The organism is Thalassospira sp. TSL5-1, assembly GCF_001907695.1.
GTDB lineage: Bacteria > Pseudomonadota > Alphaproteobacteria > Rhodospirillales > Thalassospiraceae > Thalassospira.
Genome location: NZ_KV880637.1, coordinates 177,118 through 203,040, shown reverse-complemented (window position 1 = coordinate 203,040; position 25,923 = coordinate 177,118). Strand labels below are relative to the sequence as shown.

At 54.8% G+C, this 25,923-nt stretch carries 22 protein-coding genes; 16 read left to right on the top strand and 6 right to left on the bottom strand.

The annotated features are described in order from the left end of the window. Positions 1 to 135 precede the first annotated feature (135 nt). The 11 genes from gpmI to LF95_RS00900 all read left to right on the top strand — a co-directional run bounded on the left by gpmI (position 136) and on the right by LF95_RS00900 (position 11,491). Complete coding sequence (gpmI, locus tag LF95_RS00955) at positions 136 to 1,731, top strand: 2,3-bisphosphoglycerate-independent phosphoglycerate mutase (protein ID WP_073954740.1); 1,596 nt, start codon at positions 136 to 138, stop codon at positions 1,729 to 1,731. A 16-nt stretch (positions 1,732 to 1,747) separates the two neighbouring features. Next, positions 1,748 to 3,046: a murein hydrolase activator EnvC family protein gene (locus LF95_RS00950; protein WP_143181905.1), complete on the top strand. Its 1,299-nt coding sequence runs from the start codon at positions 1,748 to 1,750 to the stop codon at positions 3,044 to 3,046. Continuing rightward, positions 3,043 to 4,371, top strand: a complete 1,329-nt coding sequence (locus LF95_RS00945) for a S41 family peptidase (protein ID WP_073953270.1) — start codon at positions 3,043 to 3,045, stop codon at positions 4,369 to 4,371. The genes LF95_RS00950 and LF95_RS00945 overlap by 4 nt, the downstream gene beginning before the upstream one ends. A 111-nt stretch (positions 4,372 to 4,482) precedes the next feature. Beyond that, positions 4,483 to 5,943, top strand: a complete 1,461-nt coding sequence (locus LF95_RS00940) for a divergent polysaccharide deacetylase family protein (RefSeq protein WP_073954739.1) — start codon at positions 4,483 to 4,485, stop codon at positions 5,941 to 5,943. 90 nt (positions 5,944 to 6,033) lie between these two features. Continuing rightward, positions 6,034 to 6,558, top strand: a complete 525-nt coding sequence (locus LF95_RS00935; RefSeq protein ID WP_073954738.1) for an RNA pyrophosphohydrolase — start codon at positions 6,034 to 6,036, stop codon at positions 6,556 to 6,558. Between the two features lie 82 nt (positions 6,559 to 6,640). Beyond that, entirely contained in the window at positions 6,641 to 6,829 is a 189-nt protein-coding gene (locus tag LF95_RS00930) for a hypothetical protein (protein WP_073953269.1), read from the top strand. Between the two features lie 46 nt (positions 6,830 to 6,875). After that, positions 6,876 to 7,673: a methyltransferase domain-containing protein gene (locus tag LF95_RS00925; protein WP_073953268.1), complete on the top strand. Its 798-nt coding sequence runs from the start codon at positions 6,876 to 6,878 to the stop codon at positions 7,671 to 7,673. Between the two features lie 64 nt (positions 7,674 to 7,737). Then, on the top strand, positions 7,738 to 8,196 hold the full coding sequence (locus tag LF95_RS00920) for a GFA family protein (protein WP_073953267.1): 459 nt from the start codon (positions 7,738 to 7,740) through the stop codon (positions 8,194 to 8,196). Between the two features lie 114 nt (positions 8,197 to 8,310). Next, positions 8,311 to 9,204, top strand: coding sequence for an alpha/beta fold hydrolase (locus LF95_RS00915; RefSeq protein WP_252509612.1), 894 nt, complete (start codon positions 8,311 to 8,313; stop codon positions 9,202 to 9,204). Between the two features lie 316 nt (positions 9,205 to 9,520). After that, complete coding sequence (locus LF95_RS00905; protein ID WP_143181904.1) at positions 9,521 to 10,234, top strand: hypothetical protein; 714 nt, start codon at positions 9,521 to 9,523, stop codon at positions 10,232 to 10,234. 180 nt (positions 10,235 to 10,414) lie between these two features. Continuing rightward, complete coding sequence (locus tag LF95_RS00900) at positions 10,415 to 11,491, top strand: squalene/phytoene synthase family protein (RefSeq protein WP_083607444.1); 1,077 nt, start codon at positions 10,415 to 10,417, stop codon at positions 11,489 to 11,491. A gap of 95 nt (positions 11,492 to 11,586) precedes the next feature. Here LF95_RS00900 and LF95_RS00895 read toward each other — a convergent pair whose 3' ends face one another. The 6 genes from LF95_RS00895 to LF95_RS00870 all read right to left on the bottom strand — a co-directional run bounded on the left by LF95_RS00895 (position 11,587) and on the right by LF95_RS00870 (position 19,812). After that, positions 11,587 to 12,675: a DUF4340 domain-containing protein gene (locus LF95_RS00895; protein ID WP_073953263.1), complete on the bottom strand. Its 1,089-nt coding sequence runs from the start codon at positions 12,673 to 12,675 to the stop codon at positions 11,587 to 11,589. A 4-nt stretch (positions 12,676 to 12,679) separates the two neighbouring features. Beyond that, positions 12,680 to 15,580 carry a Gldg family protein gene (locus LF95_RS00890; protein WP_073953262.1) on the bottom strand — a complete coding sequence of 967 codons (2,901 nt, stop codon included), beginning with the start codon at positions 15,578 to 15,580 and terminating at the stop codon, positions 12,680 to 12,682. Next, the gene (locus tag LF95_RS00885; RefSeq protein ID WP_073953261.1) at positions 15,573 to 16,487 is read right to left on the bottom strand and encodes an ABC transporter ATP-binding protein; all 915 of its coding nucleotides are present in this window, start codon (positions 16,485 to 16,487) and stop codon (positions 15,573 to 15,575) included. The genes LF95_RS00890 and LF95_RS00885 overlap by 8 nt, the downstream gene beginning before the upstream one ends. Before the next feature lie 597 nt (positions 16,488 to 17,084). After that, positions 17,085 to 18,281, bottom strand: coding sequence for a phosphoglycerate kinase (pgk, locus tag LF95_RS00880; RefSeq protein WP_073953260.1), 1,197 nt, complete (start codon positions 18,279 to 18,281; stop codon positions 17,085 to 17,087). 163 nt (positions 18,282 to 18,444) lie between these two features. Next, a complete protein-coding gene (gene dapF / locus LF95_RS00875) occupies positions 18,445 to 19,290 on the bottom strand; it encodes a diaminopimelate epimerase (RefSeq protein WP_073953259.1) in 846 nt (281 codons plus the stop codon). A 48-nt stretch (positions 19,291 to 19,338) separates the two neighbouring features. Continuing rightward, positions 19,339 to 19,812 (bottom strand): hypothetical protein, encoded by a 474-nt coding sequence (locus LF95_RS00870; protein ID WP_252509611.1) that lies wholly within the window; start codon positions 19,810 to 19,812, stop codon positions 19,339 to 19,341. Positions 19,813 to 20,222: 410 nt separating this feature from the next. On the opposite strand from LF95_RS00870, the gene ccoN reads away from it, so the two are divergent. From ccoN to ccoG, 5 genes are all read left to right on the top strand, one after another. Continuing rightward, entirely contained in the window at positions 20,223 to 21,674 is a 1,452-nt protein-coding gene (ccoN, locus tag LF95_RS00865) for a cytochrome-c oxidase, cbb3-type subunit I (RefSeq protein WP_073953258.1), read from the top strand. Between the two features lie 13 nt (positions 21,675 to 21,687). Then, on the top strand, positions 21,688 to 22,419 hold the full coding sequence (gene ccoO, locus LF95_RS00860; protein WP_073953257.1) for a cytochrome-c oxidase, cbb3-type subunit II: 732 nt from the start codon (positions 21,688 to 21,690) through the stop codon (positions 22,417 to 22,419). 16 nt (positions 22,420 to 22,435) lie between these two features. Next, positions 22,436 to 22,591 carry a cbb3-type cytochrome oxidase subunit 3 gene (locus tag LF95_RS00855; protein ID WP_073953256.1) on the top strand — a complete coding sequence of 52 codons (156 nt, stop codon included), beginning with the start codon at positions 22,436 to 22,438 and terminating at the stop codon, positions 22,589 to 22,591. A gap of 19 nt (positions 22,592 to 22,610) precedes the next feature. Then, on the top strand, positions 22,611 to 23,483 hold the full coding sequence (ccoP, locus tag LF95_RS00850; protein WP_073953255.1) for a cytochrome-c oxidase, cbb3-type subunit III: 873 nt from the start codon (positions 22,611 to 22,613) through the stop codon (positions 23,481 to 23,483). A 960-nt stretch (positions 23,484 to 24,443) separates the two neighbouring features. Next, a complete protein-coding gene (gene ccoG, locus LF95_RS00845) occupies positions 24,444 to 25,901 on the top strand; it encodes a cytochrome c oxidase accessory protein CcoG (RefSeq protein ID WP_252509610.1) in 1,458 nt (485 codons plus the stop codon). The last annotated feature ends 22 nt before the right edge of the window (positions 25,902 to 25,923 follow it).

Sequence of the window (25,923 nt, the reverse complement as noted above, 5' to 3'; positions counted from 1 at the left end):
TTTCATGATAAGTTAGGCTTAAATTGGCGTCAGATGGCGGAACCCACCGCGCCCGGCGCCGTTTTGACCACAGGCAATTTACCAATTACATGTTTGTTTACCGGTAATTTAGCCTTTTATCCTAGAAGTGGGGTTATGACAGTGACTGTATCGAACGCCGCAAAGCGTCCCCGTCCGGTGGTGCTATGTATTCTGGACGGTTGGGGCTATCGCGAGGAAAGCGACAATAACGCCGTTGCACTGGCCAACACGCCGGTGTGGGACGACCTGTATGCCAACAACCCAACCGGCTTTATGAAGGCCTGCGGGCTGGATGTCGGCCTGCCCGAAGGGCAAATGGGTAATTCCGAAGTCGGCCATATGAATTTGGGCGCGGGCCGTGTTGTCATGCAGGAGCTGCCCAAAATTGACGACGCCGTCAAAACCGGGGCAATCGCCGATACCGATACCGTCAAAAAACTGATCACCAGCCTGAAAGACAGCGGTGGTGTGTGCCATATTGCCGGGCTTTTGTCCGAAGGGGGCGTGCATTCGCATCAGGCCCATATGGCCGCCCTTGCCAAAATCATTTCCGATGCCGGCATTGCGGTTAAAATCCATGCCTATACCGATGGCCGCGACACGCCGCCGCGCAGTGCCGCCGATTTTCTGAAAAAATTCCGCGCCCTGATTGGCGATGCCAATGTTGAAATCGTTACCGTCACCGGGCGCTATTATGCGATGGACCGTGACAATCGCTGGGAACGGGTGAGCCAGGCCTATTTTGCGATGGTTCAGGGCAGCGCGTATGAAGATGGCAAAAAGGCCGACAGTGCCGAAGACGCCATTGCCAATGCCTATGACGCCGACACCAATGACGAATTCATCCTGCCCACCGTGATTGGTGATTATGCTGGCATGAAGGATGGCGACGGCCTTTTGATGACCAATTTCCGGGCCGACCGGGCGCGCGAAATTCTCGCCGCCCTGTGTGCGCCCGAATTTGACGGATTTGATCGCGGCACCCCGGTAAAATTCGCCATCCAGGCCGGGATGGTTGAATATTCCTCCAAGCATGCCGACTATATGGATGCGATCTATCCGCCCAAAACCCTGCCGAATATTTTTGGCGAAGTGGTTTCCAAGGCGGGCCTGAAACAGTTGCGCATCGCCGAAACCGAAAAATACCCGCATGTGTCGTTTTTCTTTAACGGCGGCGAAGAACAGGTATTTCCCGGCGAAGACCGCATTCTGGTGCCCTCGCCCAAGGTGGCAACCTATGACCTGCAACCCGAAATGTCGGCCCCCGAAGTATGCGCCAAGCTGGTTGCCGCCATTGAAGATGAAACCTATGACGCCATCATCGTCAATTTTGCCAACCCCGACATGGTCGGCCATAGCGGCATTCTTTCTGCCGCAATCAAGGCTGCCGAAGCCGTGGATGAATGCGTTGGCAAGGTGGTGAGCGCTGTGCGCAAAGTGGGCGGGGTGATGTTTATTACCGCTGACCACGGCAACTGCGAAACAATGGTGGACCCGGAAACCGGTGCGCCCCATACCGCCCACACCCTGAACCTGGTGCCGACCATTCTGGTCAATGGCCCGGACGGAGTTACACTGCGCGACGGCCGCCTGGCCGACGTCGCCCCGACATTGTTGCAATTGCTGGGCCTGCCGCAACCGGCAGACATGACCGGCAAATCACTGATCGAAGGTCTGAAACCCGATGATACGCTGCCCTCGGCAAGCTGATCTTGGAAAATGGCTGATGGCCCCGGCACTGGCATCCTTGATGGTTGCCAGTGCCGGGACATTTTTTACGGCAAATGCCCAGTCGCTACGCAAGGTTGACTCACGTTTGGATGCGGTGCAAAGCCAGCTTTCCGAACAGAAAAAGCAGGAAGAATTTCTGTCGCGCAAGTCGCATGAATTACTGACCGAAGAACAGGCCCTGCAATCCGAGGAAATTTCAATTGCCCGGCGTGTGCAGAATTACGAAACCGAACTGACCGGCATTGAAGACAAACTGGTCGAGCTGGAAAACCGCGAAAAGGATGCCACCACCGCCCTTGAAGACAAGGCCGGACAATATGCCCGCATCCTGATGGCGCTTGAACGCCTGTCCACCACCCCGCCCGAAGCCATGATTGCCCTCCCGCGCAGCCCGCAGGATACCTTGCGGTCGGCCATTTTGCTCAAGGCGGCGCTGCCCGGTGTGGAACAGCATGCCAAGGATTTGAAACGCGAACTGGGCGAAATTACCGAATTGCGCGCCAACATCAAAGCACGGCGCAGCGAACTTGCCAGCGTCACCGACAAATTACGCGACGAACGCGAACATCTATCCCGCCTGCTTGATGACAAACGCCGCCTTCGTCAGGATACCGAGGATGAAGCCCGTGAGGCCGCCCGTGCGGTGCAAAAAATGGCCGACGAGGCAAAAAGCCTGGGCGAACTTCTGGCCAGCATCAAAAACCGCGCCGAAGGCCTGCCCGAACCACGCGACAAACCCGATTACGAGTTGGTCAAGGAACAGCCCGACAGCGAAATCGATGATGTTTTGCCGACACAAAATATCGCGGCAAACAAACCCGCCCGCAAAACCAGCCCTAAAAACCGCGACGCGAGCGACGAAGTTGTTGTTGCAAGCTCAATCACGCAGGCACGCGGCCATTTACGGATGCCGGTATCGGGCAAGATTGTTACACTTTTTGGTGAACGCAGCGTACAAAGCGGCCTTCCTGGCGGCACACACGCCAAGGGAATCGAGATTGAAACCCGCCCCGATGCTCAGGTTGTATCGCCTTTTGACGGCAAGGTGGTGTTTGCCGGGCCGTTCCGGGGCTATGGCCGCCTCTTGATTATCGAACACGGCGAAGGATACCATAGTCTTGTTGCGGGTTTTGATCACCTTGACAGTGTGGTAGGACAATATGTCTTGGCGGGTGAACCTGTTGGAACGATGGGCGAAAACAGGCCAAAACTGTATCTTGAAATGCGCCATGACGGCGAAGCGATCAACCCGCTTCCCTGGCTGGCATCACAAAACGGCAAGGTAAGCGGATGAAAAAGTCTCGATTGGTAATATTTGCCCTGGCAGCAAGCCTGAATATCGGTCTTGCATCGCCTGGTCTGGCACAGGCACAAGCCCCGGCCACAGCGGATTCCCCGACATCATCGGCTGAAACCTATCGGCTTCTCAATCTGTTTGGCGACGTGTTTGAACAGGTCAAGGCAAAATATGTCGAGCCGGTTGACGACAAAAAACTGATCGAAGCCGCGATTAACGGCATGCTGACATCGCTGGACCCGCATTCATCCTATCTTGATATGGATAATTTCAAGGACATGCAGGTTGATACCCGTGGTGAATTTGGCGGGCTTGGCATCGAGGTGACGCAGGAAAACGGCTTTGTCAAAGTCATTTCCCCCATCTATGACACCCCCGCCGAAAAGGCCGGCCTGCAACCGGGTGACTTCATTACCAATATCGATGGCAAATCGGTGCGCGGCATGCCGTTAAACGAAGCCGTTGACCTGATGCGCGGCAAGGTCAATACCGACATCAAACTGACGATTGTGCGCAAGGGCGAACAGGCCCCCTTCGACGTCACGCTGACCCGTGCCGTAATCAAAATCCAGTCGGTCCGTCCGCAGGTGAAAAACGATGTTGGCTATATCCGCATCACCAAATTCAGCGAACAGACCTTTAGCGGCCTGCAGCGCGCCATTGAAGAACAGAAAAAGGAAATCGGCCCGAAACTGAAGGGTTTCGTGATCGACCTTCGCAACAATCCCGGCGGACTGCTGGACCAGGCGATTGCGGTTTCCGATGCGTTCCTGAACAAGGGCGAAATCGTTTCCACCCGCCCGCGCGACACCAAAAACACCGAACGTTACAGTGCCAAGGACGGCGACCTTGCCGACAACCTGCCGATTGTCGTTCTGATCAATGACGGTTCGGCATCGGCATCCGAAATTGTTGCCGGTGCGCTTCAGGATCATGGCCGTGCCATCATCATGGGGACGCGCAGCTTTGGCAAGGGGTCGGTTCAAACCATTTTGCCCATGCCGGGCAATGTGGCCCTGCGCCTGACCACGGCGCGTTATTATACGCCGTCGGGCCGGTCCATTCAGGAAGTCGGCATTGTGCCCGACATCATTGTCCCGCAGTCAAAGGTTGAAACCATTGAAACCGGCCAGCGCCGGTCCGAAGCCGACCTGAACGGTGCGCTGCATAACGAGGATTCAGCCATCGGTGATGCTGAAACCCAGGCAGAAAAACGCCGTCAGGATGCCGAAAAAGTAACCGAAGACGATTATCAGCTTGCCCGCGCGCTGGATATGATCCGGGGCATCTCGCTTTATGGCGGCTTCCGATCAAAAAGCTGAAAGATCGTGACGGGAACAGGAAGAGACTGACCCGCAGTGATCGGTAAACTGTTCAAATTCTTGCGGCGGGGCCGCAAAACGGAATCCTCTGCAACCGAACCGGACGACGATATGTTGTCCGCACCGGATGCGGAGGATGTTCCGTTTACAGAACTGCCCCTTGATGAACAGTTGCGCCGCTTGCCACTGCGCCCGCCGACACGCCGGTGGCGGTTGTCCAAATTCCTGTTGGTGGTTTTATATCTGCTGCCCTTTGGCATTATTTCGCTTGCCGCCGTTCCCCTGCTGGACCCCGAGACCGGCTGGCACCTTTTTCATGCTGGCTCTCCACGTGTGACCCAGGCCATTCCCGGCACGGAACGCGAATTGCAGGATGAAATTGCCAAGGGCGTTCTTGATATTGAAGCCCGCAACCGCGCCGAAGAAGAAGCCCGGCGTAAAAATGGCAATGAAGCAGGCAATGAAACCGAAGGCGACGTTCCGCCAGGCACAGCCGACATTGCAAGCGGGCAAAATGGCGACGGCAGCCAGGGAATGGGCCAGACCGGCGCAGCAAGCGAAGCGGGTTCCAGCACCGGCCCCTCGCCCGAGGAACTTGCCGCCCTGGCGGAAGAAGGGGGCTTTGATGAAAAAATTGAACCCGATCCCCTGCGCCCGGCCCCTATCCCCGGCATGGATGAAGAAGGCAGTTTTGGCCGCATTCCCCGCATCGCCGAGGATGGCCGTACCCCGGCCAAGGTCTATGCCCGCCCCTTCACACTGGAGCCAGAACAACCCTATGTCGCGGTGATTGTCACCGGACTTGGCCTGAATGAAGACCGCACCACCAAGGCCATTGAAGACCTGCCACTGAACATTTCGCTGGCCCTGTCGCCCTATGCCGACAACCTGCCCAAAATTGTGGCACGGGCCCGGCAAATGGGCCACGAGGTGTTCCTGCAATTGCCGATGGAACCCGATGATTTTCCGCTGTCCGACCCTGGCCCGCGTGCCTTGATGACAACCCTGCCCGAAGGCGAAAACCTTGTGCGGCTGGAATGGTTGCTGGCACGCTTTCCCGGTTATGCCGGGGTGGTTGGGCATCTTGGATCAAAATTTGCCAATCTGGACAGTGCCATTCGCCCGGTGATAGACTTTCTAGATAAAACCGGCCTGATGTATGTGGATGGCAGCAATACCGGCATGGTCAGCCTTGCCGCACAACTGGCCGCCAATGCTGGTGAGCCAAATGCCATTGTGGATTTCAACATTGATACCGTGCCCAGTCGTCGCGCCATTGATGCGCAGCTGGCCGCACTGGTGAACAAGGCAAAAACAGAAGGCTATGCCATTGGCCTTGCCCAATCCTATCCTGTCACGATCTCGCGGTTGCGCAACTGGGCACAGCGCCTGGAACGCCAGGGCGTAAAACTTGCCCCCGTGACAGCCCTTGCAGATAAACAGGTTAAGCCGCAATCTGCCGAGGAAGCCGACGCCGCACAGCGCAAGAACATGTCTGATGAAAATGCCCGCAAGGGCGACGCACCATCCACCAATACGGATGCAAGCGAAAACACCATCGAGGGTAACTGATCCGCCATGTCCAAAGACCCTGTCAAAAAAGCCAAGGCCGACAAAAAAAAGAAATCCAAAAAACGCAAAATTGACGGCCTCAACCCGCCGATGGATGCCGGGCAACCGGCCGAAGATACGATCACGGGTTCTGACCTTCCCTATCGTCCCTGTGTTGGCATTGCCCTGTTTAATGATCGGGGCGATGTCTGGATTGGCAATCGCATCGGGTTTGAAGGGGCCTGGCAATTGCCCCAGGGGGGCATTGATGGCGATGAAACACCCGAACAAGCCGCCCTTCGCGAATTAAAAGAGGAAATTGGCACCGACAAAGCCGACATCATTGCCGAAACACCGGACTGGCTGACCTATGATTTGCCAGACCATTTGATTGGCAAGGCATTTGGCGGCAAATATCGCGGCCAGAAACAAAAATGGTTTGCCATGCGCTATCGCGGAGAAGACGATGAATTCGTCATTCACGGCAAACATCCCGAATTTGACGCATGGCGCTGGAACGACTTTTTGTCCCTGCCCGACCTGATCATTCCCTTCAAACGTCCGGTTTACCAACAGTTGGTAGAAATTTTCAAAACTGTTCCAGATCAAATCAAACAATCAAAAGATCAGGCATAAGACGATCTCCGTGCTTGAATGAAACGCGTATTTGATTAAATTCCAGTGTCGTCAACACCCCTGGTTTTGAAAGGGTTCTAAAATGGGTTTGGATCGCCTGATTTTCGGTATTTTGACCATTCTTGTTGGTCTTGGTGGCCTGTTCTATGCGTCTGCCGCACATGATGGATATTCCTATTTCGTCGGGCTAGCCCTGTTTTTTGGTGCCATCCTGTTCATGTTCCAGCTGATCAACAGTCACTTCAACGAAATCGAAAAATCCTCGCACTAAGCTAGGCGGCACGCAGCCCGGCGGGGCACAACGAAAGGACCGGATTTTGTCCGATACACATTGGGACCCCGTGAAATATGGCCTTTTCGGCGATGAACGCCGCCGCCCGGCACTGGACCTGATTGCCCGCCTTCCCAAACCGGCTCAGGGTTTTAAACCGGCCCATATCGTTGATCTGGGCTGCGGGCCGGGATCTGTGACCTCTTTGCTGGCCGATGCCTATATGTGCGATGGCAACAGCCCGGTTGTCACCGGTATTGATCATTCATCGGAAATGCTGGAAAAGGCCTGCAAACAGGATGATCGCATCACCTGGCAGCAGCAGGACATTGCAACATGGGAACCCGATAAACCGGTAGATTTGCTGTTTTCCAATGCTGCTTTGCAATGGGTTCCGGGACACGCCAACCTTTTACCGCGTCTGTGCAGCTTTGTCCGCCCGGGCGGGTTGATTGCCCTTCAGGTACCCAACAATTTCCTGGCCCCCAGCCATCAGCTGATCAATGAAGCTGGTGAAAAATGGGAAAAGGAAGTCGCCGAGGCCCAGGACCAGATCAAGATCATGCGGCCGGGCGACTATTTCGATGTACTGATCCCCCATTGCGGCCATGTTGATTTATGGCAAACACAATATTGCCATGTGCTTTCGGGCGAAGATCCGGTTTTTACCTGGGTCTCCTCAACAGCCTTGCGCCCGGTGCTGGCAAACCTGCCCGATGATGCCGCACGCCAGGCCTTTTGCGACCATTACAAAACCCGTCTGAAGCAGGTTTATCCGCCCCGGCCCGACGGCCTGACGCTGTTTCCGTTCAACCGGCTGTTTATTGTTGCCAGCAAGGCCTGACCGGCAGCAAAATCCCCTGACTGCGGTCTGTTTCATAAACGCACACCAAGACAGGAAAACCTCCATGCCAACGCACAATCACATCATGACGGGGCAATGCCGTTGCGGACAGGTTCAGTTCAAAATCACCGCCACGCCAATTCTGACGGCGGCCTGTCATTGCGCGGGCTGCCAGGTTATGAGCAGCAGCGCCTTTTCCCTGACCGCAATGTTCCCCGGTGATGCCTTTGAGGTCACAAAGGGCAAACCGGTGATTGGCGGCCTGCATGGGCCGGACCAGCATCATTTTTTCTGCCCCCATTGCATGACATGGATGTTCACACGCATTGAAGGCATTGATGCCTTTGTCAATGTTCGCCCCACCCTGCTGGAAGATAACCGCTGGACAACGCCCTTCATTGAAACAATGACGCGAAACCGCCTTTCCTGGGTTTCCACCCCGGCGCAATACCAGTTCACGGAATTTCCGTCGATGGACGAACTGCCCGAACTGATGGATGCCTTTGCTGCGGCACAGGAATAATACCCCGGCATTGCGCATGCGCCATGCCGGGGTATGTCTATAACAACGCGGGTGATATACGCCGCCCAAAGCGCCTGACCGCCGCTTCATCCTGTTTTCAGCCCGGAGGCCCCAATGACAGATCAAAGGACACCCCCGATCCCACCCCAAAATTCCGACATGGCAACTCCGGGTCGGGTGGTCTGCGATCATTTTATTGCGCTGTGTGGCTATGAAACCCGCATCCGCCAATGGGGGCAACCGAGCAAACCCGCAATCATCATGGTGCATGGGCTGGCCCGCCTGTCACATGACTTTGACATTCTCGCAAGCCAGCTGGCGGATGATTATTTCATTCTGTGTCCCGACATTATTGGCCGGGGATGTTCGGCCTGGGCCAACACCCCCGACGAAGAATATGTGCCCGCCTTTTACGCCCGGCAAATGATTGAGATGATGGACCATTTCAACATAGATCGCTGTAGTTGGATTGGCACATCAATGGGCGGGATTATCGGCATGGTTGTTACCAGCCTGATGCCGGAGCGTATCGAACGCCTGTTGTTAAATGACATGGGCCCCGAACTGGCTCAGGAGGCGGTGGACCGAATCAAGGCCTATGTGGGTGGCACGCCGGAATTTGCCAGCATCGCCGAAATCGATGCCGCCCTGCGCAACATCTATGCCCCGTTTGGCCTGTCAAACGATGCCGAATGGCGCGAACTTGCCATGAATTCCGCCCGCCGGCTGCCAAATGGCAAATTTGCCATGCACTACGACTCGCGGGTGATGGATGTTTTCCGCGACCAGATCGACGATTATGATGCTTGGGACATTTTCAACGCCATTACCTGCCCCGTGACCCTGTTTAGCGGGGCAAAATCCGACTTGATTCCACAAAAGATCGTTAAAAAAATGCAGTCCGCCAAGCCGGAAATGCAGGTTTTGTCTCTGGAAAATTGCGGTCACGCACCTTACCTGAATACCAGAGCGCAAATTGAAGCGGTTAAAATATTCCTAAAAAGATAGAACGATCACAAAAAAACCATTTTGCACCGCAAACTGGAATAAGACTGAAGAAGTTGGAAAAACGGCGTAGAATAATTGCCATGCAATATTTGGGCTGGCGTTTTACCCAAAATTAACCATATTGCCGCAGCCCAACAGGCAAATAGAAAATCGCATCCCGTCGCCAGACTGCGTTCGGCCCAAAGATGCAAAAAATTTTTCTTTTGGGGCGTGTCTTTTGATCCCTGCAAACGTTCTGTTCCGTGTCCGCCAATTGGGCGACACGAATGGCGTGGTGCAGGCCCGGAAAACTTGGCAGGACGGAATTTCAACAGCAATGAAAACGCGGCAGCTTCTCGGTACAGGAATAGCAGGTGGCATAGCGATGCTCGCCTTTCTTGTGCCGTCTGTTGTCTTGGCACAACAGGTTGTTTCTGAACAGGAAATGACTGTTAACAGTACCCTGCCCGCGTCTGATGCACCGGCAGCCAAGGTTTCCAGTTATCTGGTTCAGGGCATTTTGCCTGCACCCGGACGCAACGGATTTGACAATTATTTCTCAACCGGTGCCTCACGTCAGCGCACAGCCATCCTGACCCTGCCCGGATCGCAATCAAAATCGGGCGAAAAACAGCAAAACAGCATGATGTGGCTGGAAGCCAGCACTGACCAATCCCCCGGTAACGGCATTTCCGCACAGTTTGGTGTTGGTTATTCGCCAAGCCGTACCCTTGGATTCGCAGTCGGCCCGGTTGTGCAGTTAAACGGGTCGCTTGGCCGCCATATGGGCATGACCACCAGCGAAGATGCCGATTACCTTGTCACGCCAACCCTGCGCCATGACAATACCCTATCGGCCACTGGGTTTAGCAGCGAACAGGGCACTGACGGTGTCGGTCTTGCTGCCAGTCTATCTTATATGCCGTTCGAGGATTTATGGATCGGCATTCATGGCCGCCTGACCAGCGACCTGACATCATCAAGCAGCAACCCGACAGACCGGTTTGATGCCATGCTGGGCCTGACGGCGGGTTACAGGCTGAAATTCTAAGGCCCGGATTACGGGCCCGCTGCATCGGTTTTTGACAAAATTTGCCCCGGAATGCGGCTGATCACTTGCCAGCCTCGCATCAAGGCTTCATGTTGCCCTAAGAGCATTTTTATGCAGCGGCCAAAGTTGCGGCAATATGCCAGCTTTGGAACAGATATTATGGCAAGTTCTGGAAATTAAATGACAGCGTCACCACCGCCCTTTTACGGCTCTTCCGAAGATCCGTTTCTTGCCTGCAAGGACCTGGCTGCTGCCAAGAACGCCAACCTTTACCGGGCGGCAATGCGCCTGAATGGCGCACGACAACGTTTTTTCCTTGCCGCCTATGCCTCGATGCGGGTGATTGACGATATTGTCGATGACGGTTTTCTGGAAAAATCCGATGCCGAGCGTGACTATCTGCGCAATGATACCCTTGATATTATCGACCGCTGGCAGGACCAGATCGAAGCCGCCAAGGTGATGGCGGATAATCCGTGGCCCGATGTCGGCCCCCTGCCCGCTGCTGTGTATGAGGCCCTGACCCTGACACTGGGCGAAAGTGACCTGTCGGTGGACCCGTGGGTCAAACTGGCCGAAGCGCTGCGCAAGGACGTCGCCGAAGACCCGCTTGATGAATGGGAAGATTTCATCACCTATTGCGAGGGTGCAACCGCCGCCCCGGCCTCAATCTTCGTTTATTTGCTGGCGGCACGCTATGACGATGAAATTGGCTATGTCTCCAATCTAACGGCATCGCCGCTGTATCATGCGCGCGACATGGCGATTTTCTGCTATGTCATTCACATCCTGCGCGACCTGCCGATTGACATAAAAGGCCCCGACCGCCTTGTGACCATCCCGGGTGAAATCCTGCTGGCGGCCGATATCAGCATCGGTGAAATCCGCAATGCAATTGGTCAGAAAAATTACGACCAGCTTAACCAGCTTGGGGTCTACCTTCTGGAAAAGGCATGGGAGCATTTTGAAACCGGCCAGGTGCGCAGTGCGGAATTGCTTGCCATTCTCGACCCCGAAGAAACCGACACCCTGTCGCGCCTGTTTAGCGTCTATATCGAGTTGGCGGCCCTGATGGATGCGGGCTATGGCGCCTTTTTGGCCGACCGTGCCGAAATCATCAAGGAAACTGCCGATAAAAGCCTGCCGGATTTACCCCCGTCCGCAACCGGCAAAACCGATCGCAGCCTGCCTGCCAGTCAAGACGATGATAATGATGACCGGGTAAGCGATAAGGGCGATTCGGGTTCCGGCAGTTAGAAATCCGACAAACCCGAAAATCCAACCACATGCACAAAGGCCCGACGCATCTCGCCGGGCCTTTGCTTTGCATGATTTATACAGTCCGTTTCTGATCAGTGGGTTGCCTTGTCGACCTTATCAGCATTGGCAGACGGCGCATCTGCCGGTTTGGCATCCGCTGGTTTCGCCACCAAAAGCGCCTTGCTATCGGCATGTTCAACCAACTGTTTGCCAGTATAACCCGCAATACGGAAATATTCCGGCCGCGAGGACAGTTTCAGGGTGTAATCCCCGTCCTTGCCATCTGACTTGCCAATCACATACTCCACCGGCTGATCCTTGCCCTTAAGCGACAGGGACATTTTCAGAACCGGATGGTCCATGCCGTATTCCGGTTTGACATCCGTCCCCAGAACCGATGCAATGCGAATTTTGGCAACCATCGCCGCCAGGGTCGAGGCCGCCGCCGGTTGCAGTTTCTGGTCATCTGCCGCATTGGCCAGATCCCAGGTCACAACCGCCTTGGCTTTATCCGCATCCGCCTTGTCAGCATTTTCAGACGATGCCGTTTTTTCATCGGCCTTTTTGTCATCGGGTTTGGCGGCAGGGGCCATCTTGGCAACCAGTGAAAGGCCGTTAACATCCATTTTGGTAATATCGTCCGCCGATATTTGCAAAACGGTGGCATCAATCCAGTCATCCGCCTTGGCCGGGGCATCGTAACTGCCCATTGTCACTGCGTAGACTTCGTTCTGGTCGTCGCGCCGCGCATGGATCTGATGGGTTCCCTGCGATGTGCCCAGATACAGGGTTGCCACCACATCCTTGCCCTTTTGCAGGGTAACACGACGTTCAAAGTCATCCTTTGCCAGTTTGAACCGTTTGACCGACCCGCTTGATGTCGCAATCGGCAAGCCTTCCTTAAGGTCGGCAAGTTTGCGGATCAGCCCGTCCACCTTGTTGCCATCGGCGGGGAAATTGCCAAGGTCGGGCAATTGCCAGTCCTTGCCGTTTTTCGCCAGGACAACCTTGCTGCCATCGGAATCCTCGATGGTCAAATGATCAACGCCATCGGGCGAGGTTGCGACAAGTTTGTCGTTTCCCGCCGTAGTGTCGCCTTGTGGTTGATAAAAATTAACCCCGATGGCAAACCCGACCTGAACGATGAACAACACCACCAATATCAGTATGGTCCGTTTCATATCCTCAGACCTCCTTGAGAATGCGTTGGTAATGTTTGCGTTCGGAAGCCGCCACTTGGCGACGCCAGCCCCAAACAAGCAACAGACCAAACAGCGCAAAGCCGTAATTCAGATATTCCCACATCTGTTCGGTCCCTTCGGATGTTGGCATCAGGGTCCGGGCAAACTGGGTCCGCCCCCGCAAAGCCAGCAGGGACTGGTCTTCCAGCGACCAATCAACCACGTTTTGCATGAATTCCAGCGGTGCCGTATAGGACGTGCCCATCCCGCGCGAGGCAAGGCTAAGCGACATGTCATCGGCAAAGCTGTTGGAACCCAGCAAAATCAACCGCGCCGAAGAAGGCGAACGGTCAATCACACCGCCAATCTGGACGTTTTTATCGTCATCCTTCTTGGCACTGTCAGCGGCCTTTTTACCGTCCTTCTGATCGGCTTTTTTGGCCTCGTCCGCCAAAAGCGGCGATTCCTTACCGGCATAAAAGGATTTGAATTCACCCTCGATGGCAACCGCCAGATCATGCGACCCGCGATTACCCGAAATGGCAAAACCATTATCCGGATGGGCCTTGTAATTGGGCAGGATGTCGGTGCTATCCGACAGCCAGCTTTTTGACGAACTGTGCAAAAGCGGCGTTACCGTGCGGCCCTTGTTTTTGGCGGCATCCACCGTAATCGGCGACGCCCAGTCCAGGGTCAACTGGTCCAGCCCGGCGGTAATCGGGCTATCGGGGTTCAGCTGATCACCCCGTAAATCCGGGAAATGCGGATAGGGCATCATGCTGATCTGCTGAACGGTGATCCCGCCAATTTTGCGTTCGACCGGCACCGGCAAGGACGCATTTTGCGGGTCCAGCACCATTTTATCACCAATGGTAATGCCATAACCGGCCAACCAGTCCTTCAGGCCCGAATCCACCTTTTTGGCTGAAAGCGAATCGGTAATGCTGACATCAAAAGGCGATGTCGCCATAACGACACTGCCACCGCGCATCAGGAACTGGTCAATGGCAAAACGCTGTTTGTCATCCAGGTTAACCGGGTCCATCACCATCAAAAGGTCGGCGGCTTCGGGCACATGGCCGTCCTTCAGGTCGGTTTCCACCACGCGGGCATTTTCCGACAGAGTTTTGTAAAGGGCGGTATATTGCGGGCCGGGGGCCTGCTGCATATAGGGGCTTGGCGGCGGTGAAGCCGGTTTGACCAGGGCAATCGTTTTAAGATAGCCCGGTGCCATACGATGCAGAGCCGAATCAATGGCGCGCTTCAATGCGTCCTTGTCGGTGGTATCGGGCAAAGGCACCTGCACTTCGTCCTTGCCGCTTTTCAGCATCATGTAAAACCAGAAAGGCTGCGGATTCATCAGGCTCGCCACCTGCGGGCCAAAGCCGTAATCATCCTGCAAACGCTTGGCAAGTGCCCCATCGCCTGCATCCGGGTCCTGGAAGGTAATGTTGAATTTATCCCCGGCCTGTTTTTTGTAATCCTGCAACACATCATCAAGTGTCTTGCGGAATTTCTGCAATTGGCCGGGCAGCTTGGTTTCGGGGGAAATAAAGCCTTCAAAGGTGACAGGCTGGGTCATGTTTGCAAACGGGTTGCCACCCGCCTGATATTCATTCACCAATTTGCGAATCGTGCGGCTGATTTCATATTCCGGGTTCTTGAGGCCAACATTAATGTCGCCCTCCCCCTGGGTTTTCACCTCGATCAGGTCACTATAGGTCAGGGTTTCAAACTGATCCCCATAAGATACGACAATATCGAAATAGGAATTCACCACCGAGGACTGATACCGGCTGTTGGTCTGAAACGGAACCGGACGAATACCGTATTTCGAGGCAGCTTCCTGTTCTTTTTCCGGGTCTGCCGTGGGGTCAATAAACTGCACCCGGACATGGCCCTTGGACGCGACCTGGTATTCCGACAGCAGATCCTTGATCCGCGGGACCAGCGGGGCCAGCAGCGGATGGGTACGCGGTGAAAAATACGCCCGGATCACCAGCGGTTCGGCCAAATGCTTCAATTCCTGCTTGGTCGAAGATGACAGGGAATAAATATGCTGGCGGGTCATGTCGGCACGGGCGGCCGTAATCGGGGCCAGCCAGAAATTGGCCGCTACAAAGTTCAGCACGCACAGGGTCGCAAGGGCACCCCACAGGCGATGTTTCCTGCTGGCCGGGTTGCCATGCCAGCGCAGTTTTTCCAGGCTGAACAGGTTCAGCGTCAAAAACACGCCCACAATCGACAGGTAATAATACAAGTCCCGCAAATCGAGCACGCCGCGCGTGATCGATTCAAACCGTGTGCCGGTACCAAGCGCAGCCAGCAACCCGCCAACCCGGTCACCAAACAGCGATGTGAGGGTATCAGAGCCAATCAGGTAAAAAACACCACACACCAGTGCGGTCATGATCAGGGCGACAATCGGGTTGTCGGTCCGCCCGCTCATATACAGGCCAATGGCGATATAGGCCGCCGCCAAAAACAGGGTGGCGACATAGCCACCAATCACAGGGCCCCAATCCAGCGGACCAAGTATTGATACGGTAATCGGCAATGGCAGGGTCAAAACCAGGGCAACCACCACCAGCAGCATCGCGGCAACGAATTTGCCCAACACCAGCGAAATGGGCCGGACAGGAGCGGTCAACAGGGTTTCAAGGGTTCCGGCCCGGCGCTCTTCAGACCAGGATCGCATGGTCAGCGCCGAAACCAGAAAAATCAGCAATACCGGCATCCATTTGAACAATGGCTGCACATCGGCAATGTTGCGGGCAAAAAAGGTTTCCACCCAAAAAAACACAAACAGATTAACCGCCAGAAACGCGCCGATAAACAGATAGGCAGCGGGGGTGGCAAAAAAACCCCGGAATTCCTTGCGGGAAATGCGCAGGATGTCAGCCATTGACCACCTCCTCATTCACCTCGGCGAAAATGGTTTCAAGGTCACGGCGCTGCGGTTGCAGGGCAAAAAGCTGCAAACCCTCCCGGTTCAGTGCCCGGGCAATGACCGGGGCGGCATCATTGCTGGCATCCAGCCGGTAATGATGGCGTCCGCCTTCTTCGGCATGGCTGACGATTTTGGTCACTTCGGAAATACCCGAAAATGCAGCATCGGCATTACGATCCACCGTCACCAGCAACCCGCCCGATTGCTGCAATTCATCAATCCGGGCATCCACGACCAGCTTGCCCGCCCGCATGATCAGGGCGCGTTCACACACAGCCTGTACTTCCTGCAAAATATGGGTGGAAACAATCACCGTGGCGGTTTTAGCCAGATCGGCAATCAGCTCGCGCATGTGGCGAATCTGTGTCGGATCAAGGCCGTTGGTGGGTTCATCCAGAATAATAATATCGGGGTTATGCAAAATGGCCTGCGCAACACCCACACGCTGGCGATAGCCGCGCGATAATGTCTGGATGGATGCGGTTGCCTTGGCTTCCAGCACCGTGCGGCGAATGGCACTTGCCACGGCGGCAGGGCGTTTATCGACCGGGACGCCATGCAGGCTGGCCTGGTAATCCAGGTAATCAATAACCGTCATTTCCGGCCAGACCGGGCAGTTTTCCGGCAGGTAGCCAATGCGCTTCTGGATGACGCGGGTATCGCGGCCGACTTCAAGGTTATCAACAGCGATTTTGCCCGATGTCGGCTCCAGATAGCCGGTAATCATTTTCATGATCGTGGTTTTGCCCGCACCATTATGGCCAAGCAAACCGACGATCTCGCCGTGCTTTATTTCAAAACTGACGTCATCCACCGCTATGAAATCGCCATAGCAGCGCGTCAGATGCTCCAGTTTGATCATCTGTTCTTTCCGTAAACGGGATGTGAGAACGGGTTGGGACACATGTATTTATTCACGCATCGTGGGGAGAACGACACGCGCCAGCTTTTTGCTGAAATTTAAATAACCTGCCCGTTACGAGGGGGGAGGAATGGGTGTAACGAGCGGGCAGTGAAGGTAACGGCTGTCATGACCAGTCATTGTGACAAATGTCCATGCTGTGACAAAACCAAAGGAGGGTTAACGCCCCCAACTTTCGGCTAGAACATGGCAACAATATGACATGGCATCAAAGTGCAGGAAAATTACAAAAACCGGCCCGTTTATCAGGCATATAACCTGCACGCGCCCTCAATTCACAACGGCTTGCGCCCGAAATTGAAAATGACTCTAAACGCGACTCATCACATTATAAGGGGTCAAAAAGGCCCTATACTTTCTAGCGGTTAGCCGCCAGTAAAGCAGCAAAAGTCGCACCGGCATATCAAGGGAACAAGCTCCCACAATCCTGCCTGGGCCCAAAACCTGCCACAAAAAAAGGCCCCTGAGGTACAAGCCCAGGGACCTTTGAAAGCAATAGTATCTTATGACTTATACGGGCCTGCTACAGGCAGGCGATTACGCCTTGCGCAGGGCGGCAACACCCGGCAGAACCTTGCCTTCCAGCCATTCAAGGAAGGCACCGCCAGCGGTCGAGACATAGGAGAAATCCTCGTCCACACCGGCATGGCGCAGGGCGGCAACGGTATCCCCCCCACCGGCGACCGACAGAAGCTTGCCATCCTTGGTCAGTTTGGCCGCGTGCTGGGCCACCGAAACGGTTGCCGTATCAAACGGGGCAATTTCAAAGGCACCCAGCGGGCCATTCCAAACCAAGGTTTCACAGCTTTCAAGGCGCTTGTTCAAATCGGCAATGGTGGCCGGGCCCGCATCAAGGATCATGCCATCGGCATCAATACCGGTCATATCTGCCACCACATGGTCGGCATTTTCCTTGAATTCTTTGGCAACCAAACCATCAACCGGCAGCACGATTTCGCAATTGGCAGCCTCGGCCTTGGTGAAAATCTCGCGTGCGGTTGCCAGCAGGTCATGTTCACACAGCGACTTGCCCACATTTACACCCTTGGCGGCCAGAAAGGTGTTCGCCATGCCGCCACCAATCACCAACTGATCGACCTTTTCCACCAGATTGCCCAAAAGGTCGAGCTTGGTGGAAATTTTGGCACCGCCCACAATCGCCATGACCGGGTGTTTCGGTGCTTCCAGCGCCTTGCCCAGGGCTTCCAGTTCGATCTGCATCAAACGGCCAGCATAGGCGGGCAGCTTATGCGCCAAACCTTCGGTCGAGGCATGGGCGCGGTGCGCGCATGAAAAGGCATCATTAACAAATATATCGCCCAGCTTTGCCAGTTCCTCGACAAAGGCTGGGTCGTTCTTTTCTTCTTCGGCGTGGTAACGCAGGTTTTCCAGAATGGCGATCTCGCCATCCTTCAGGCCATTCACAACATCCGCCGCAGCCGAACCAATGCAATCATCGGCAAAGGCAACCGGGCGGCCCAGCTGCTTTGCCAGGGCATCTGCCACCGGTTTTAGCGACATTTCAGGCACGCGCTGCCCCTTGGGGCGGCCAAAATGGGTAATGATCACCAGTTTCGCACCGGCATCGGCCAGCTCAATCAGGCCCGGCACGGTGCGGTCAATGCGAGTCGTATCGCTGACAACGCCATCTTTCATCGGAACGTTAAGGTCGGCACGCAGCAAAACGCGCTTGCCTGCGACTGAAACACCGTCAAGCGTATTGAAATCAACCATTCTCAGAACCTGCCTTTGCGTTTAACAAGCCCCGACCGGGCGGAAATCATCGCGCCCTGCCGCCGGGTACAGCCGCCAGAACAGCGGCACAATCGGATGCCTTTTGTCGCCGATCCACCCGGCCAGCGCAAGCCCGAAGCGAAGGGGGCCTCAAGGGGGGGCCTTAATGCACCCCAAAAAGCGAGGGATGCAAAATTCCCGAAAAACTGGTGGCAACCGGCCCGGTCATCAACACATGATCATCGGGTAGCCATTCAATACCCAAAACACCACCATCAAGCACAACATCCACCTTGCGCCCGGTAAGGCCACGCCGCGCGGCGGCAACCCCGGTGGCACAGGCCCCGGAGCCACAGGCACGGGTAATGCCCGCACTACGTTCCCATACCCGCATGCGCAGGCGGTTTTCGCCGATCAGATGGCATACCTCGATATTGGCGCGTTCGGGGAACATGTCGTGATGCTCCAGCACCGGGCCATATTTTTCCAGATCAATGCTTTCGGCATCATCAACGAAAAATACCGCATGGGGGTTGCCCATATTCACCCCGACCGCGTCCTGCAAGGGCCCGACCGAGAATGGAATGTGGTTGGTATCCACCGCCTTGAGCAGGGGAATTTCGCGCCAGTCCAGGCGGGCCTGGCCCATATCGACCGTGACGGTCCCGTCATCCAGTCCGCGTGCTTCAAGCAGACCGGAAACAGTTTGCACCGTTACATCGCGACGTTTGAATTCCCCCATCAGGATATCGGCAACACAACGTGTGGCATTGCCACAGGCACCGACCTCGCTGCCATCATTATTGCGGATACGCATAAAGGCATCCGCATCATCATCGCGGGGGGGTTCAATCACGATCAACTGGTCACAGCCAACACCGGTTTTACGGTCGGCAATCCGGGCGGCCGTGGCATCGTCCATGTCCAGCACAACCGAATCCCGCCGTCCGTCAAAGACGACAAAATCGTTGCCCAGGCCGTGCATTTTAATAAAGGAAATTCCGTTCATGTCCGTATCGCTATCGGCTGCAAATAAAGGTGTTTACAGCCGATAGCATCACGGCTTTGGGGCCGGGGCGCAATAGCGGATTTTGCGCGGCACAAATCCTGCGTCCGAAAAAAACGATTTCAAACGCATATTGGGTTCGTCAACAGCCACATAGGTTGCAGCGCACCCATGCAGACGCAACAGGCGGTCCATTGCCTCGCGCATGCAGTGCAGCACATGCTCGCGGGCAACAATTTCAACCGCCTTCACATTGTCAACATGCAGGACCGTTCCGATGCTGATATCGGTGCGGACCTCATATGAAAACAGCCCGTGAACATAGCCACGATCGTTGCGAATCACCACGATTCCCTTATCGCGCAGCCACTGGCTCTCGGGCACGGGATCATCGGTACAAACATATTCGGCAACGAATTCCTGCCATTTTTGCAGCGTGATATTTGCCTCGGTCATCTGGACCAGAGGAAAGATCATGTCCGCAATTCCGGCGGTTAAAGGTTGTGCGTTATAGGTATTCAACATGGTCTTTTCCCCGAATTTATCCTCCGATCATGACGCAAAGAAAACGACCCAGCGTTGATGTGCATCAACAACAACCGCCCCAATAACAAGGCATAAACATTCCTGCGAAAAAACATTCTGATGCGAGAAGAGTGTCTACGGCATTCCCGTCGCCCGTTCGTTGATTGCCCCGAATTGATATCGATCAGTGTGGCACGGATGAAACAGGTGGATGATGCCGGCGACAAATATTTACGAGTGTTTGTTTTGCGCAATACAACTATTGTTGCGTAGAATGGAATGTTTAATCGTCGGCGGCACGGGGGATGACCAGGTCATTGCAGGATGCCGCCAGGGCTGTTCGGATTGCCGGCCCCATGCGGCAATCCACCCGCACACGCAAACGGGAGTCGAGAATGAGCCAGGGGAGCATGGCACAGACGGCTTCGTCCGCCGTTGACTACAATATGGACGTAGTGCGCTGGGGCGCGCTGGCGACTGTCTTTTGGGGCGTCGTCGGCTTTCTGGCAGGTGATCTTATCGCCTGGCAGTTGGCGTTTCCCGCATTGAACTTCAACATCGAGTATCTGAATTTCGGGCGTTTGCGCCCGCTTCATACCTCGGCAGTTGTTTTTGCATTTGGCGGCAATGCGCTGCTGGCCACGTCGTTTTACGTCGTCCAGCGCACCTGCCGCACCAACCTGTTCGGTGGCAAGGCTCTGCCTGCCTTCGTGTTCTGGGGTTATCAGCTGTTCATCGTCATGGCCGCACTTGGCTATGTTCTCGGTGTCACCCAGGGCCGTGAATATGCCGAACCGGAATGGTTCGTTGACCTGTGGCTGACCATCGTCTGGGTCGCCTATCTGGCTGTTTTTGTCGGCACCCTGCTCAAACGCGAGGAACCGCACATTTATGTCGCCAACTGGTTCTACCTGGCGTTCATCGTCACCATTGCGATGCTGCATCTGGGGAACAACCTGGCGATACCGGTTTCGTTTTTCGGCGCCAAATCCTATTCCATGTTCTCTGGTGTTCAGGATGCCCTGACCCAGTGGTGGTATGGTCACAATGCTGTGGGCTTCTTCCTGACAGCCGGCTTCCTGGGCATGATGTATTACTTCATCCCGAAACGGGCCGAACGTCCGGTTTATTCCTACCGCCTGTCGATCATTCACTTCTGGGCACTGATCTTCCTGTATATCTGGGCTGGTCCGCACCACCTGCATTACACCGCTCTGCCGGACTGGGCACAAACCCTTGGCATGACCTTCTCGATCATGCTGTGGATGCCGTCCTGGGGTGGTATGATCAACGGTCTGATGACCCTTTCGGGGGCCTGGGACAAACTGCGCACCGACCCGGTTCTGCGTTTCATGGTTGCGGCTGTCGGTTTCTATGGCATGTCCACCTTTGAAGGCCCGGTCATGTCGATCAAGGCTGTTAACGGCCTGTCGCACTATACCGACTGGACCATTGGTCACGTTCACTCTGGTGCTCTGGGCTGGGTTGCTTTCGTAACGTTCGGTGCAATCTACTTCCTGATCCCGGTTCTGTGGAATCGTGAACGCCTCTATTCCATGCGTCTGGTAGCCCATCACTTCTGGCTCGGCACCATTGGTATCGTGCTCTACATCACCTCGATGTGGGTCTCCGGTATCATGCAGGGTCTGATGTGGCGTGCTCACGACCAGCTTGGCTTCCTTCAGTATTCCTTCATCGAAACCGTTGAAGCAATGCACCCCTACTACATCATTCGCGCCACCGGCGGTGCCCTGTTCTTGCTGGGTTCCTTCCTGATGGTCTGGAACGTCTACAAGACGATCCGCGGTGATACCCGTCGGGAAGCTCCAATCGGCGTCAGTGCTCCGGCAGCGGCCCAGTAAGGAGGAATGGAAAATGCTTCTTAAAAAACACCACTTCCTCGAGAAGAACGTTTTCTTCCTGATCCTCGGTATTTTTCTGACCGTCATTATCGGTGGTATCGTTGAAATTGTTCCGTTGTTCACAATGGAACAGACCATCGAAAAGGTGGAAGGGGTTCGTCCCTATACACCGCTGGAACAGGCAGGCCGGAACATCTATATCCGCGAAGGCTGCTATAACTGCCATTCGCAGATGATCCGCCCGTTCCGTGACGAAGTTGAACGTTATGGTCATTACAGCCTTGCTGCTGAATCCATGTATGACCATCCGTTCCAGTGGGGGTCAAAACGTACCGGTCCGGATCTGGCACGTGTCGGCGGGAAATATTCCAATGCCTGGCATGTTGCCCACCTGGATGATCCGCGTTCGGTCGTGCCGGAATCGATTATGCCGGGCTATCCGTTCCTTGCTAAAACGGAACTGAAGTTCGACGACGCTGCCGAGCACCTCAAAACATTGCGCATGGTCGGTGTTCCCTACACCGACGAGCAGATCGAGGACGCAGTTGCGGACCTTCATCTCCAGGCAACCGAAGACGCCGCCTATGACGACGGCTTCCTTGCCCGCTATCCGAAAGCCGCCACGGGGGACTTTGACGGCAACCCGGAAAAGCTGACCGAGATGGATGCCCTGATTGCGTATCTGCAGGTCCTGGGACGCATGGTTGATTTCACAACCTATGATCCCAGCAAAAATCTGCGCTGAGACAAGGACGCGAATAATGGAATTCTTTTCCGCACTCGCTGATTTTCTCCGGCCCTTGTGGGGTCTGTGGCTGATGATGTTCTTTGCCGCGATTATTGCTTTCGTTATGTGGCCAAGCAAGAAACGCAAAAAGAACTTTGAAGACCACGCCCAGATCCCTTTCAAGGACTAGGAAGAGGGAGAACCGAGCTATGTCGACGCATGTCGAAAAAGACAAAGTTACCGGCCGCGAAACAACCGGCCATCAATGGGACGGCATCAAGGAGCTCAATACACCGCTCCCGTCCTGGTGGGTCTATGTGTTTTGGGTCTGCGTGATCTGGTCGATCGGTTACTGGGTGGTTTATCCATCCTTTCCGACCGCACACGGCTACCTGAAAGGGGTGTTCAACATTACCGAACGCTCCAAGATCGAAGAAACAATGGCAAATGTTGCTGCTGAACGTGCCCCTTACATGGAGCGTCTGGCAGCCCTGGATGTCGACCAGATTGCCAATGATTCGGAACTGCTGAACTTCTCGATGGCAGGCGGCAAGGCGATTTTCGCCGAAAACTGCGCACCCTGTCATGGCACGGGCGGGGTCGGCAATGTCGGCTTCCCGTCCCTGCAGGACGATGCCTGGCTTTGGGGCGGTACGCTTGATGATATCTCGCACACCATCCATGTCGGTATTCGTTCCACGGACAATGACGATACCCGCTTTAACGACATGCCTGCTTTTGGCAAGGACGGCATTCTGTCACAGAGTGAAATCAGTGACGTTGTGCAGCATGTTCTTTCCTTTAGCGGTCGTGCAACCGACGATGCCGCCGCAACACGGGGTGCAACTATCTTTGCAGATAACTGTGCCGCCTGTCATGGCGACAATGGCAAGGGCATCGTTGAAATGGGTGCACCGAACCTGACGGACAATATCTGGCTTTATGGTGGCGACCAAGCCACCCTGATCCAGACCGTCACCAATGCCCGGCGTGGCGTCATGCCGGCCTGGGAAGGCAAACTGAGCGACGAAACCATCAAAATGCTGACGGTTTATGTTCACTCACTTGGTGGTGGTCAGTAACGGCCCGCCAATATCACCGGTCCAACCGGTGTGAAGACCAGACAAAAGAAAGACCGGGGTTTCATCACTCCGGTCTTTTTTACGTTTCAGGGCAAATTACCGGCGTTTTTTTTTCAGCCCTCAGACCATTCAAAAAGACTACAGGCGCTTGGCTTCGTGGCTTGATGGCTTAAAGTAATTTGTCTAACGCAGACACTGTCATCCTTGACGTTGGTATCGGTATTATCACGCGACGTGCCCATCTCAAAATGCCTGTCGCCCCGCATATTTGCGCCATCATAGCGCCCTCATCTTCCCCATACGACCATCAGACGCCCCCAAACACGCCCTCCCCCATAACCAGGTGTTCAGCACGCCAAGCGGATCTCGCCACGACTCTGTGGTAAAACAAGACTCGTTTTGGCCGATACATACATTTAATAAATATCCTTAGTATTGTATGGTAATTGTATGTGAAAATTGTCTTCTTTTCGTGCGAAAAAATCGCTATTTTTCCGCATCTCAAGCGGCCATTTTCACTGAAAAATTATAAATTTTCACCGCTAATTGCACCTATGGATGATCTTTTTTGTGCCATCCGGACAATCTGGCGTTCTGGTTTAAAACCACAAAACACATAAATATCAAATACTTGATCAACAGGCGCATATGCCCCTCCGGTTCAGCACCCCAACACGCCGCCTGTGAGTTGTTTTTCCCGCCTTCGGCACGCCCAATCATGTGGCGGAAAATTGATTTGTGTCATGGAACAGCAAGGCCAGTTTCCAATATTTTGCCTGCGGTATTTGAATTATCCAAAGTCTGCCCGGGCGAGCGTGCCGCCCTGACAGAACCCCGCAGAACCTGCTGGCTGGTTGCCATACAATCAGCATATGAGAGCAGCAAGCCTGCATCGCACGACGAAATGGTCAGGTTTAGATCATGCACTTGTCCCGTACTCAATCATCGGATCCGCAAAAGATGATGCCGCAAAACGACGATGCACCGCTCGAGGACGACATCCCGCTTTATAAGGACCGGGAAAAGGTTTATCCGAAACGCGTTTCGGGCCATTTCCGGAACCTGAAATGGTTTGCCCTTGTAACGCTCTTGGCAATCTACTGGATCGTGCCCTGGTTGCGCTGGGACCGTGGCCCCTCTGCACCGCACCAGGCTGTGCTGATCGACATGGATCTGGGCCGCGCCTATTTCTTCTTTATCGAAATCTGGCCCCAGGAAGTCTATTACATCACCGGCATCCTGATCATGGCGGCCGTCGGCCTGTTTCTGGCTACCTCGCTTTTCGGACGTATCTGGTGCGGCTATGCCTGCCCACAAACCGTCTGGACCGATCTTTTCATGCTGGTGGAACGCTACATTCAGGGGGACCGCAATGCCCGCATGCGCCTGGACAAAGCCCCCTGGAGCCTTGAAAAAGTCTGGAAAATCAGCGCCACCCACATAGCCTGGGTCGTGATCTCGCTTCTGACCGGCGGGGCATTTGTACTGTATTTCAACGATGCCCCCACCGCCGTTGTCAATATCTTCACCGGTCAGGCCAGCATGGCGGTCTATACCACGGTGGCCTTCCTGACCTTTTCGACATACCTGCTGGCAGGCTGGGCCCGTGAACAGGTTTGCACCTATATGTGCCCGTGGCCGCGTTTTCAGTCGGCGATGCTGGATGATGAATCCATGATCGTCACCTATGAAGGCTGGCGCGGCGAACCGCGCGGACCGATCAAACGCAAAAACCTGGTCCGTGGTGAAGTCCCCGCTGTTGGTCACTGCATTGACTGCCATGCCTGCGTCAATGTCTGCCCGACCGGTATCGATATCCGCGATGGCCTTCAGCTTGAATGTATTGGTTGTGGTCTGTGTATTGATGCCTGTAACGAGATGATGGAAAAGGTCGAATTCCCACAGGACCTGATCCGCTTTGACTCGGTCCAGAATTCGCAATTGCGCGCCCACGGTCAGGCCACCAAGGTTCGCATCATTCGTCCGCGCACCGTTTTCTATACCATTATTCTGGCGCTGGTGGGTTGTGTCATGCTGTTTGGCCTGATGAACCGCTCGACGATGGAAGTCAATGTTCTGCGCGACCGCAACCCGCTGTTTGTGCCGCTATCTTCGGGCGATGTCCGTAATGGCTATACCCTCAAGATTCTCAATAAACAGCAAAGCGAACAGACCTATATCCTCGACCTTTCGGGTGTGAATGCCACCGACTTCCAGATCATCGGCCAAAAACCGATGACCGACGGTAAATTCTCGCTGGATGTTGCGCCGGATCAGGTTGGAAGTTATCGGGTTTTTGTTGCTGCCGATCCGACAAGCCTGCAAAGTGACGCCACACCGATTGACTTCATCGTTACCAACACCGCTTCGGGCGTTTCCGAAACCCATGACACGATCTTTGCCGGTCCGAAAAAGTAACGGACCGGCCCCCCAAAAGGGC